Origin of the sequence: Streptomyces tanashiensis, assembly GCF_014648895.1 — a bacterium.
Classification (GTDB): Bacteria; Actinomycetota; Actinomycetes; order Streptomycetales; family Streptomycetaceae; genus Streptomyces; species Streptomyces tanashiensis.
In genome coordinates this window covers 1-11,954 of sequence record NZ_BMRZ01000024.1, presented here as the reverse complement: position 1 = coordinate 11,954, position 11,954 = coordinate 1, and the positions used below count along the sequence as shown (strand labels likewise).

Below are 11,954 nucleotides of genomic sequence, written 5' to 3'. Positions count from 1 at the left end.
CGCAACAGGGGGTGGCTGGTTACAAGACAGTTGCCGATGGCTGACGAAGTGTCGCCGTAGGCTCGTCACCATGACTTCCGACACGGCACCGGCCCTCGAACCGGGACGGCAGATCCACACGTATGACGAGCTCACGCCCGAGCAGATCCAGGACGTACTGGAGCTGCTCGAGGCCGCCGACCACGCCGACGGCCTGCACGCCGTGTCCGAACAGGGGCGGCTCTACCTGCGGCACGGCAGGCGCGAGGGCGTGCGTCACTTCCTCCTCACCGTCGGCTCCCACCTCTACGGCTACGCCCAGCTGGAGGACACCGACCCCATCGAGGCCCCGGCCGCCGAGCTGGTCGTCCACCCCTCCCACCGGGGCCGCGGCCACGGCCGGGCGCTCGGCACCGCCCTGCTCAACGCCTCCGGCAAGCGGCTGCGCGTCTGGGCGCACGGCGGCAAGTCGGCGGCCCGGCACCTCGCGCAGGTCCTCGGCCTGACGCTCTTCCGCGAGCTGCGCCAGCTGCGCCGCTCGCTGGTGCCGCTCGACATCCCGGAGCCGGCGCTGCCCGAGGGCGTCACCGTGCGGACCTTCACGCCCGGCGCGGACGACGCGGCCTGGCTCGCCGTCAATGCCGCCGCCTTCGCGCACCACCCGGAGCAGGGCTCGCTGACGCAGCGGGACCTGGACGACCGGATGGCCGAGCCGTGGTTCGACCCGAAGGGCTTCTTCCTCGCGGAGAAGGACGGGCGCCTGATCGGCTTCCACTGGACGAAGACGCACGCCGAGGAGCAGCTCGGGGAGGTGTACGTGGTGGGCATCCTGCCGGACGCCCAGGGCGGCGGCCTCGGCAAGGCGCTGACCGCGATCGGCCTGCGGCACCTGGCGGCGCAGGGGCTGCCGACGGCGATGCTCTACGTGGACGCGGACAACACGGCGGCGGTGACGGTGTACGAGCGGATCGGGTTCACGACGCACGAGGTGGACCTGATGTACCGCACGGAGTCGTAGGTCCCTTCGGGGCGAACACGCAAGTGACAGGGGGCGGTTGACACCGCCCCCTTCTTTGCACCACCCTTTCACTACTTGATTAGTGAAAGGGTGGTGGAAGGGATCGTGGTCGAGTACCGCATCGACCGGCGCAGTGGCGTCGCCACCTATCTCCAGATCGTCCAGCAGACGAAACAGGCCCTCCGGATGGGCCTCCTGGAACCGGGCGACCGACTGCCCACCGCACGCGAGGTCGTCGAAGCGACGGCCATCAACCCCAACACGGTCCTCAAGGCCTACCGGGAGCTCGAACGCGAAGGTCTCGTCGAAGCCCGCCGCGGCCTCGGCACCTTCGTCCGCGCCACCCTCGGCACCGGCCCCGCCGACTCGCCGCTGCGCGGCGAACTCGCCGACTGGGCCCGCCGGGCACGCGCCGCCGGCCTCGACCGGGAGGACGTGGCCGCGCTCTTCACATCCGTACTGAAGGAACACTTCGAGGGGGAAGACGACCGATGACGAAGGACACCGCCCTGGAGGCCCGCCTCCTGGGCAAGCGATACGGAGGAAGGACACGGGGCTGGGCCCTGCGGGAGTGCGACTTCGCGCTCCCCGCCGGCCGGATCTGCGCCCTCGTCGGCCCCAACGGCGCCGGCAAGTCCACGCTCCTCGCCCTCGCCGCCGGCCTGCTCCGCCCCACCGAGGGCACGATCCACGCCCCGGCCCGCGAACACCTGGCCTACGTCGCCCAGGACAAGCCGCTCCACCCCCGGCTCAGCGTCGCCGACACCCTGCGCATGGGACGCGAGCTCAACCCGGGCCGCTGGGACGACACCGTCGCCCGGCGGATCACCGAAGGCGGCGGCTTCTCCTCCGACACCCTCGTGCGCGAACTCTCCGGCGGCCAGCGCACCCGCGTCGCCCTCGCGCTCGCCCTCGGCAAGCGGCCCGAACTGCTGCTCCTGGACGAGCCGATGGCCGACCTCGACCCGCTCGCCCGCCACCAGCTGATGGGCCTGCTCATGGCCGACGCCGCCGAACACGGCACCACCGTCGTCATGTCCTCGCACATCCTCACCGAGCTGGAGGGCGCCTGCGACCACCTCCTCCTGCTCCACGACGGCAAGGTCCGCCTCGACGGCTCCGTCGAGGAACTCCTCGCCGCCCACACCCTGCTCACCGGCCCGATCGCCGACCTCGCCCCGCACACGGTCGTCGAATCCCGCACGACGGGCCGTCAGCTCACCGCCCTGGTGCGGCACGAGGGTCCCGTCGAAGGCCCCTGGGACACCGCGGAACCCTCCCTGGAGGACCTCCTCCTCGCCCACCTCCGCACCACCGAAGGAGCCCCGGCATGAGCACCCTCGCCTTGAAGGGCCCCTACTGGGTGACGGTCCGCCAGTACCGGCGGACGCTGTGGCTCGCCGTCGCGGCCGTGGCCGTCTCCCTCGCGGTGATCGGCGGACTGCGGATCTGGGACGCCCAGACCCCCGAAATCCAACTGGAGGACGGCTACCGGATCCCCACCGACGACACCCGCGCCTACGAGACCCTGCGCCTTGCCCTCGAATACGGCAGCGCCTGGCTTCTGTTCCTGCCGCTGCTCGTCGGCGCCTTCGTCGCGGGCCCGCTCGTCGCCCGCGAATTCGAGTCGGGGACGTACAAGCTCTCCCTCACCCAGTCGGTGAGCCCGGCGGACTGGCTCCGCTCGAAGCTCCTCACCGCGACCGCCGTCGCCCTCCTCACCACCCTCGCCCTCATCGGCGTCTTCCGCATCGGCTGGAGCCGCGTCTCCGGCACCTACGGCCTCGGCTGGGCCGACCGCGGATCGTACGAGGCCACCGGCATCGTCCTCTTCGCGTACGTCCTCGCGGCCGTCGCCGTCGGCGCCCTCGTCGGCCAGCTGATCCGCCGCACCCTCGTCGCCATGGCCGCCACGGGCCTCGTCATGGGCGTCGTCGTGCTGGTCCTCGGCACCTTCCGCTGGTCCTTCCTGGCGGTGAAGACGGCCACCGCCCCGGCCGGCCCCACGCTCTGGACCCCGGAGAACGGCCTGACGATGGAAACGGGGCTGCTCACCTCCTCCGGCGCCCACTTCGACCGGCTCATCTGCTGGGAGGAGGCGGCCCGGACCCCGGGCACGGACGCCACCGAGGGCCTGTGGGGCAAGGTGGAGGCGCAGTGCCAGGCACGGCACGGTGTGACCACCCAGTACGTCGACTACCACCCCGAGTCCCATTTCTGGCCCACCCAGCTCATCGAGAGCGGCATCCTCCTCGCCCTCGCCGCCCTCGCCGCCTTCGCCGCCTTCCGCGTCCTGCGCGCCCGTCACCCGTAGGAACCAAGGGGAAACCCAGGGGGACGGGGCCCTGACAAGGGCCCCGCCCCCGATTCCCGTACGACATGTCGTCGTTACCGGCCATTCAGACGCGCTTGCGACGCTCACGCAATGAAGCGCTCCGTGTCCGCCCTCCCCAAGGGGAGACTTCCCTCCCCCACGGCCCGCTCCGACGCGCCCGACCACCCCTTCGCGCGGAAGAATGGGGCCATGAGCCAGCAGCCCGCCGAGGTCCCGGTCCAGTCCTCCGCCACGCCGTCCGTCCCGTCCACGGGATCATCGTCCTTCGGTTCCGCCACCGCACGCCGCGCGCACGTGGCGAACGGGGCCGTCGTGACCGGTCTCGATGCCGAGCTGGACGCGGATCCCGACACGTACAAGGACGACGGCGAGCTCGGCGACGATCTGCCGCAGGGGCGCTTCCTCGACCGGGAGCGCAGCTGGCTCGCGTTCAACGAGCGCGTCCTCGAACTCGCCGAGGACCCCACGACCCCCCTCCTCGAGCGGGCGAACTTCCTCGCGATCTTCGCCTCGAACCTGGACGAGTTCTTCATGGTCCGGGTCGCCGGCCTGAAGCGCCGCATCGCCACCGGTGTCGCCACCCGGTCCGCCTCCGGCCTCCAGCCGCGCGAGGTCCTCGACCTGATCTGGACCCGCTCGCGCGAACTCATGGCCCGGCACGCCGCCTGCTACCAGCAGGACGTCGCCCCCGCGCTCGCCGACGAGGGCATCCACCTGATCCGCTGGCCCGAGCTCACGGAGAAGGAGCAGGCCCGGCTCTTCACCCTCTTCCGGCAGCAGATCTTCCCGGTCCTCACCCCGCTGGCCGTGGACCCGGCGCACCCCTTCCCGTACATCTCGGGACTCTCGCTCAACCTCGCCGTGGTCGTACGCAACCCGGTCAGCGGCCACCGCCACTTCGCGCGCGTGAAGGTGCCGCCGCTGCTCTCCCGCTTCCTGGAGGCCTCCCCGCAGCGGTACGTGCCCCTGGAGGACGTGATCGCGGCACACCTGGAGGAGCTGTTCCCCGGCATGGAGGTGCTGGCGCACCACATGTTCCGGGTGACCAGGAACGAGGACCTGGAGGTCGAGGAGGACGACGCGGAGAACCTGCTCCAGGCCCTGGAGAAGGAGCTCATGCGGCGCCGCTTCGGGCCCCCGGTGCGCCTGGAGGTCGAGGAGTCCATCGACCCGTACGTCCTCGACCTGCTCGTGCGCGAGCTGAAGATCTCCGACGCCGAGGTGTACCCGCTGCCCGGCCCGCTCGACCTCACCGGCCTCTTCGGCATCGCCGGGCAGGACCGGCCCGAGCTGAAGTACCCGAAGTTCGTCGCCGGCACCCACCGGGACCTCGCCGAGGTCGAGTCGGCGTCCGCGCCGGACATCTTCGCCGCGCTGCGCGAGCGGGACGTGCTCCTGCACCACCCGTACGACTCCTTCTCCACCTCCGTGCAGGCCTTCCTGGAGCAGGCGGCGGCCGACCCGGACGTCCTCGCGATCAAGCAGACGCTCTACCGGACCTCCGGCGACTCCCCGATAGTCGACGCCCTCATCGACGCCGCCGAGTCCGGCAAGCAGGTCCTCGTCCTCGTCGAGATCAAGGCCCGCTTCGACGAGCAGGCCAACATCAAGTGGGCGCGGAAGCTGGAAGAGGCCGGCTGCCACGTCGTCTACGGCCTCGTCGGCCTGAAGACCCACTGCAAGCTGTCGCTCGTCGTACGGCAGGAGGGCGAGCTCCTCCGCCGCTACTCGCACGTCGGCACCGGCAACTACCACCCGAAGACGGCCCGGCTCTACGAGGACCTCGGCCTGCTCACCGCAGACCCGCAGGTCGGCGCTGACCTCTCCGACCTGTTCAACCGGCTCTCCGGCTACTCCCGCCGCGAGACCTACCGGCGCCTGCTCACCGCCCCCAAGTCGCTGCGCGACGGACTGGTCTCCCGGATCACCAAGGAGATCGCGCACCACCGCGCCGGGCGGCCCGCGTACGTACGGATCAAGGTCAACTCGATGGTCGACGAAGCGATCATCGACGCCTGCTACCAGGCCTCGCGGGCCGGCGTCCCCGTCGACATCTGGGTCCGCGGCATCTGCGCCGTACGCCCCGGGGTCACCGGCCTCTCGGAGAACATCCGGGTCCGCTCGATCCTCGGCCGCTTCCTGGAGCACTCCCGGGTCTTCGCCTTCGGCAACGGCGGCGAACCCGAGGTCTGGCTCGGCAGCGCCGACATGATGCACCGCAACCTGGACCGCCGGATCGAGGCCCTCGTACGGGTCTCCGACCCGGCGCACCGGGCGGCACTCACCCGGCTCCTGGAGACCGGGATGTCCGACACCACCTCCTCCTGGCACCTCGGCCCCGACGGGAACTGGACGCGGCACGCGACCGACCCCGAAGGACGGCCGCTGCGGCACGTCCAGGAGATGCTCATCGACGCGCGGAGGCGCCGGCGTGCACAACCCTGACCACTCGCAGGACGTCACGGCGGGCGAGGTCCTGGCCCCCTACCTGCACGCGCGGGCCGCGGACTTCCTCCGCGGCCTGCGCCTGCACGGCGAGAGCGGCTCCGACACGGCCGGGGCGGAGGAGGCCGCCCGTACGCTGCGGGGCGCGGCCCGCCGGATCAGCGGCACCCTCCACACCTTCCGGCCGCTGCTCGACGCGGCCTGGGCCGACCAGCTGCGCACCGAGCTCGCCTGGCTCTCCGGCACCCTGGCCCTGGAGCAGGCCTGCACCTCGCGGCTCGTCCGCCTGGTGGACGCACTGTCCCGCCTGTCGAACGGCAGCGGGCCGGTGCCGGCCGCCCGGGGCACGGACAGCACGGGGCTCACGGTCGGAGCCGCCCGGGCGGGCGCGCTCCTCGAACGCCAGCTGACCCTGGCCCGTACGCGCGCCCACTCGGCCTCCCTCCAGGCACTGGGCTCCGCCCGCTTCCACGCGATCGCCGACGCCGTCGCCCTCCTCGCCTCCGAGGTCCCGCTCGGCCCCGCGGGCGCCGCCCCGGCCGTCGAGGTCATCGACGCCCCCGCCGAGCTCGCCGAACGGCGCCTCCTCGACGCGGTGGCGGCGCTCCCCCTCACGCGGGCGGCCCACCCGTACAACGCGGACGCCCTCGAACTCGCCACGGGCGAGACCCAGGACGCGCCCTGGCACCACACCCGGGCCCTGCTGCGCCTGCACCGGTACGCCACCGAGGCCCTGCACACCGGCGGCGAACCCGACTCCGTCCTGTACGAGGCGGCCAGGGCCCTGGACCGGCACCGCGACGCCGCCGAGGCCGCGACCGCGGCGGCCACGGCGGCCCGCACCCCGCGGATCGCCCCGGCCACGGCCTACGCCCTCGGTGTCCTCCACGCCGACCAGCGCCACGAGGTCGAGGCCGCGCGCTTCGCCTTCCAGCGCGCCTGGCGCAGAACGACGGCCCCGGTCCCATGACCACCCCGATCCTGGCGGCAGGCTGCGTCCTGTGGCGCCCGGCGATTTCCGGCCACGGCATCGAGATCGCCCTCGTCCACCGGCCGAAGTGGGACGACTGGTCGCACCCGAAGGGCAAGCGGAAGCGCGGCGAGACGGCGGAGGCGTGCGCGCTCCGCGAGGTCCTGGAGGAGACGGGCCGGCGCTGCGAGCTCGGCGCCCGCCTGCCCACGGTCCACTACTGGGTCGACGGCCGCCCCAAGGAGGTCGTGTACTGGTCGGCCCGGGCCCTGGACGGCGGCTTCGTCCCCACGCGAGAGGTCGACGCCCTCCTCTGGCTCCCGCCCCCGTCGGCCCACGCCCGCCTGACCCAACCGAGAGACCGCGAACTCCTGACCGCGGCCCTCACGACGACGACCCACTGAGCCCGCCGCGTGTGGGCAATCGTCCCGCAGGGCGGGACGGGTGGGCACACGGGACGGCGCCCCTAGCGGCGCCTCCGCGTTCCGCGCCTGAACCCGCACCACGGGCGCCGTGCACAGGGGTGCGGGTCAGGGCGCGGGAGCCTAGGCCCGGCAAGGGGCGCCGTCCGTTGTGCCCACCCTCCCCCAAGCTCTCGGCTTCGCTCGAGCAGGGGGACCCCCATCGCCCCAGCGGAACAGTTGCCCACAACGGGCGGGCGCAGCCCACAACGCCGCCCCACCCCCGGGCTTCCGGCACGGTTCACTTCCCGTTCACCCTCCCCCGCCGACCGCTTCACCTGATCTGCCTAATTTCGGCCTTACACGGTGCACGGAGCACAGCAATGCACCCACCAACCGACACACGCCGCCGTAGAACGTTCAGGACACACGGTCCGCGACAAGGCGGCTTCTGGAAGGAACACCCGAAAGTGAAGCTTTCGCGCAAGAACGGGCTTCGCGCCTCCGCGATCGGTGCCCTCGTCGTCTCCGGTGCGCTCGTCCTCTCGGCGTGTGGCTCGGACAACAACACGGAGACCCCGACCAAGGACGGCGGCACCAAGACGTCCGCCGCCGCGTCGAACATCGCGTGTGACGGTGCCAAGGGCCAGCTCCTCGCCGCCGGCTCCAGCGCGCAGAAGAACGCGATGGACCTGTGGGTCAAGAACTTCCAGGCCGCGTGCTCCGGCGTCGAGGTCAACTACCAGGCCATCGGCTCCGGCGGCGGCATCACCAAGTTCAACCAGGGCCAGGTGACCTTCGCCGGCTCCGACTCCGCCCTCAAGGACGAAGAGGTCACCGAGTCGCAGAAGATCTGCAAGGGCGGCAAGGGCGTCAACCTGCCGATGGTCGGCGGCCCCATCGCCATCGGCTACAAGCTGGACGGCGTGGACAACCTGGTCCTGGACGCCCCCACCCTCGCCAAGATCTTCGACACGAAGATCACCAAGTGGAACGACCCGGCGATCGCCAAGCTGAACCCGGGCGCGAAGCTCCCCGACACCACCATCCAGGCCTTCCACCGCTCGGACGAGTCGGGCACCACGCAGAACCTGGGCAAGTACCTCTCGGCCACCGCGAAGGCCGACTGGAAGTACGACCCGAAGACGAAGTCGTGGCCCGCCCCGGGCGGCCAGGCCGCAAACGGCTCCTCCGGTGTCGCCACCGCGGTCAAGGACGCCGAGGGCTCCATCGGCTACTTCGAGCTCTCCTACGCCACGGCCAACAAGATCTCCACGGTCAGCATCAACACCGGTGCCGCCGCCCCGGTCGCCGCCAGCACGGAGAACGCCTCGAAGGCCATCGCGGCCGCCAAGGTCAAGGGCACGGGCAACGACCTGGCCCTCTCCCTCGACTACACGACCAAGGCCGAGGGCGCCTACCCGATCACCCTGGTCACGTACGAGATCGCCTGCGACAAGGGCAACAAGGCGGAGACCCTGCCGACCCTGAAGGCGTTCCTCACCTACACCGCCAGCGAGGAGGGCCAGAAGGTCCTCTCCGACGCCGGCTACGCCCCGCTCCCGGCCGAGATCGCGGCCAAGGTCCGCGCGATCGTCCCCACCCTGTCCTGACCCCCGGCCGGGTCCGGCCCCCTCTCCTCCCGTGAAGGGGCCGGACCCGGCATCCGGTGCACCGCCGCCAGGAGCCCGCACACGCCGTACGGGCCCCGCAGACCGGAGAAGCAGATGGCTACCACCACACCAGACATACAGAGGAGCCGGCGCGCCAAGAGCGCGTCCCGCCCCGGGGACCGCATCTTCAGCGGTCTGTCCCGAGGCTCCGGCATCACCCTCCTCGTGATCATGGCCGCGATCGCGGTCTTCCTGACCTACCGTGCCGTCCTCGCCATCTCGAAGGACAGCACCAACTTCTTCACCACCTTCGAGTGGAACCCGGCCGCCAACCCGCCGGTCTTCGGCATCGCCGTCCTCGCCTTCGGCACGGTCGTCTCCTCGGTCATCGCGATGCTCATCGCCGTGCCCGTCGCGATCGGGATCGCCCTCTTCATCTCGCACTACGCCCCGCGCAGGCTGGCCAAGCCGCTCGCGTACGTCGTCGACCTGCTCGCCGCCGTGCCCAGCATCATCTACGGCCTCTGGGGCGCGATCTTCCTCGTCCCGTACCTGGACGGCCTCAACCAGTGGCTCGACGAGTACTTCGGCTGGACGTACATCTTCGACAAGGCCCAGGACGGCGTCGCCCGCAACCTCTTCACCGTGGGCATCCTCCTGGCGATCATGATCCTTCCGATCATCACCAACGTGACCCGCGAGGTCTTCCTCCAGGTCCCGAAGATGCACGAGGAAGCCGCCCTCGCCCTCGGCGCCACGCGCTGGGAGGTCATCCGCATGTCGGTGCTGCCCTTCGGCCGCTCCGGCATCATCTCCGCCTCCATGCTGGGCCTCGGCCGCGCACTCGGCGAGACGATGGCCGTCGCCGTCGTCCTCTCCCCCAGCTTCGTCCTCTCGGGCCACCTGCTCGACCCGGGCGGCGGCACCTTCGCGCAGAACATCGCCGCGAAGTTCAACGAGGCCAACGAGTTCGGCCGCGACGCCCTGATCGCCTCGGGCCTCGTCCTCTTCGTCATCACCCTGCTGGTCAACGGCGCCGCCCGCTGGATCATCGGCCGCCGCAAGGAGTACTCGGGGGCCGCGGCATGAGCCACGCCATACAGGATCGTCCGGTCTCGGTGGCCCCGCGCCGCGGGTCCCTCTCCCACGCCCGGCTCCCCCGCTGGACCCCGGCCGCCATCGCCGCCGGCTCCGTCGCCGGAGGCATCGGCATCGGCCTCGCCGCCGGCTGGCACAGCAAGGTCCAGTGGGGCCTGATCGCCGCCCTGCTCTTCGTCCTCGTCACCTTCGCCGTGACCACCAAGGTCGAGGGCAGCCGCCAGGCCAAGGACCGCGTCGCCACCAGCCTCATCTGGGTCTCCTTCGTCCTCGCCGTCGTCCCGCTGCTCTCCCTCGCCTGGGTCACGATCAGCAAGGGCATGGACGTCCTCGACGGCTACTTCCTGACCCACTCGATGAACGGCGTCCTCGACGCCGAGGCCGGCGGCGGCGTCTACCACGCGCTGCTCGGCACCATCGAGCAGGTCGGCATCGCGACCCTGATCGCCGCGCCGATCGGCCTCCTCACCGCCGTCTACCTCGTCGAGTACGGCGGCGGGAAGCTCGCCCAGGCCGTCACCTTCTTCGTCGACGTCATGACGGGCATCCCGTCGATCGTCGCCGGCCTCTTCATCCTCGCCACCTGGAACCTGATGCTGGGCTTCGGCCCCTCCGGTTTCGCCGGCGCGATGGCCCTCGCCATCCTGATGATGCCGGTCGTGGTCCGCTCCACCGAGGAGATGCTCAAGCTCGTCCCGAACGAGCTCCGCGAGGCCTCCCTCGCCCTCGGCATCCCCAAGTGGCGCACCATCCTGAAGGTGGTCCTGCCCACCGCGATCGGCGGCATCACCACGGGCGTCATGCTCGCGGTCGCCCGCATCACCGGTGAGACGGCCCCGGTCCTGCTCCTCGTGTTCGGTACGAAGCTCATCAACCCGAACCCCTTCGAAGGCGCCCAGTCCTCCCTGCCGCTCTACGTGTACGAGCAGTACGCGGTCGGCACCGACGCCGCCGTGGCCCGCGCCTGGGCCGCCGCGCTCGTCCTGATCGCCTTCGTCATGATCCTCAACCTGGTGGCCCGCGGCATCGCCCGCTGGAAGGCCCCCAAGACCAGCCGCTAAGGCATCGAATTTTCGGCTCCGCCGAGCGGCGGTAAATTGGAAGTGATTCACATGGCCAAGCGAATCGACGTCAGCGGCCTCTCGGCCTACTACGGCGCCCACAAGGCGATCGACGACATCTCGATGACCGTCGAGCCCCGCTCCGTGACGGCTTTCATCGGCCCCTCCGGCTGCGGCAAGTCCACCTTCCTGCGCACCCTGAACCGGATGCACGAGGTCACCCCCGGCGGCCGCGTCGAGGGCAAGGTGATGCTCGACGACGAGAACCTGTACGGCACGAACGTCGACCCGGTCGCCGTGCGCCGCACGGTCGGCATGGTCTTCCAGCGCCCGAACCCCTTCCCCACCATGTCGATCTTCGACAACGTGGCGGCGGGCCTGCGCCTCAACGGCAGCTACAAGAAGTCCCAGCTCAGCGACATCGTCGAGCGGTCCCTCAAGGGCGCCAACCTCTGGAACGAGGTCAAGGACCGCCTCAACAAGCCGGGCTCCGGCCTCTCCGGCGGTCAGCAGCAGCGTCTCTGCATCGCCCGCGCCATCGCGGTCGAGCCCGATGTCCTGCTGATGGACGAGCCCTGCTCGGCCCTCGACCCGATCTCCACCCTCGCCATCGAGGACCTCATCGGCGAGCTGAAGGAGCGCTTCACGATCGTCATCGTGACGCACAACATGCAGCAGGCCGCCCGCGTCTCGGACCGTACGGCCTTCTTCAACCTGGCGGCCGTCGGCCAGCCCGGCAAGCTGATCGAGCTGGACGACACCGAGCGCATCTTCTCCAACCCGAGCGTCCAGGCGACCGAGGACTACATCTCCGGCCGCTTCGGATAGCCCCTCAGACCATGCGGCTCCGCCGCGTGGCGTCCTGCGGTGCTGCATGGCGGTGCCACCGCACGACGAAGGGCCCGGCTCCCCCACAGGGGAGCCGGGCCCATTTCCGTACGGAAGCACTCAGCCGAAGATCAGCTGCACCACGTGGTAGCTCAGCGCGGCGACCAGCGCCGCAGCCGGCATCGTGATACTGCATCCCCCGGGGG

General features: G+C 71.0%; 11 protein-coding genes. All 11 read left to right on the top strand.

The window, feature by feature from the left end; all coding sequences use genetic code 11:
- The first annotated feature begins 70 nt into the window (after positions 1–70).
- The 11 genes from mshD to pstB all read left to right on the top strand — a co-directional run bounded on the left by mshD (position 71) and on the right by pstB (position 11,748).
- A complete protein-coding gene (mshD, locus tag IE237_RS37870) occupies positions 71–997 on the top strand; it encodes a mycothiol synthase (RefSeq protein ID WP_189806753.1) in 927 nt (308 codons plus the stop codon).
- Between the two features lie 105 nt (positions 998–1,102).
- Positions 1,103–1,492, top strand: a complete 390-nt coding sequence (locus IE237_RS37865) for a GntR family transcriptional regulator (RefSeq protein WP_189806752.1) — start codon at positions 1,103–1,105, stop codon at positions 1,490–1,492.
- A complete protein-coding gene (locus IE237_RS37860; RefSeq protein WP_189806751.1) occupies positions 1,489–2,331 on the top strand; it encodes an ABC transporter ATP-binding protein in 843 nt (280 codons plus the stop codon). The genes IE237_RS37865 and IE237_RS37860 overlap by 4 nt, the downstream gene beginning before the upstream one ends.
- Positions 2,328–3,311: an ABC transporter permease gene (locus tag IE237_RS37855; protein WP_189806750.1), complete on the top strand. Its 984-nt coding sequence runs from the start codon at positions 2,328–2,330 to the stop codon at positions 3,309–3,311. The genes IE237_RS37860 and IE237_RS37855 overlap by 4 nt, the downstream gene beginning before the upstream one ends.
- Positions 3,312–3,521: 210 nt before the next feature.
- Positions 3,522–5,777 carry an RNA degradosome polyphosphate kinase gene (locus IE237_RS37850; RefSeq protein WP_189806749.1) on the top strand — a complete coding sequence of 752 codons (2,256 nt, stop codon included), beginning with the start codon at positions 3,522–3,524 and terminating at the stop codon, positions 5,775–5,777.
- The gene (locus tag IE237_RS37845; RefSeq protein WP_189806748.1) at positions 5,764–6,747 is read left to right on the top strand and encodes a CHAD domain-containing protein; all 984 of its coding nucleotides are present in this window, start codon (positions 5,764–5,766) and stop codon (positions 6,745–6,747) included. Before IE237_RS37850 ends, IE237_RS37845 begins: the two co-directional genes overlap by 14 nt.
- Complete coding sequence (locus IE237_RS37840) at positions 6,744–7,151, top strand: NUDIX hydrolase (RefSeq protein ID WP_189806747.1); 408 nt, start codon at positions 6,744–6,746, stop codon at positions 7,149–7,151. The genes IE237_RS37845 and IE237_RS37840 overlap by 4 nt, the downstream gene beginning before the upstream one ends.
- 467 nt (positions 7,152–7,618) lie before the next feature.
- Positions 7,619–8,761 carry a phosphate ABC transporter substrate-binding protein PstS gene (gene pstS / locus IE237_RS37835; protein ID WP_189806746.1) on the top strand — a complete coding sequence of 381 codons (1,143 nt, stop codon included), beginning with the start codon at positions 7,619–7,621 and terminating at the stop codon, positions 8,759–8,761.
- Positions 8,762–8,875: 114 nt separating this feature from the next.
- Positions 8,876–9,850: a phosphate ABC transporter permease subunit PstC gene (gene pstC / locus IE237_RS37830; RefSeq protein WP_189806745.1), complete on the top strand. Its 975-nt coding sequence runs from the start codon at positions 8,876–8,878 to the stop codon at positions 9,848–9,850.
- The gene (gene pstA, locus IE237_RS37825) at positions 9,847–10,920 is read left to right on the top strand and encodes a phosphate ABC transporter permease PstA (RefSeq protein WP_189806744.1); all 1,074 of its coding nucleotides are present in this window, start codon (positions 9,847–9,849) and stop codon (positions 10,918–10,920) included. Before pstC ends, pstA begins: the two co-directional genes overlap by 4 nt.
- Positions 10,921–10,971: 51 nt before the next feature.
- Positions 10,972–11,748, top strand: coding sequence for a phosphate ABC transporter ATP-binding protein PstB (gene pstB / locus IE237_RS37820; protein WP_189806743.1), 777 nt, complete (start codon positions 10,972–10,974; stop codon positions 11,746–11,748).
- Positions 11,749–11,954: the final 206 nt, after the last annotated feature.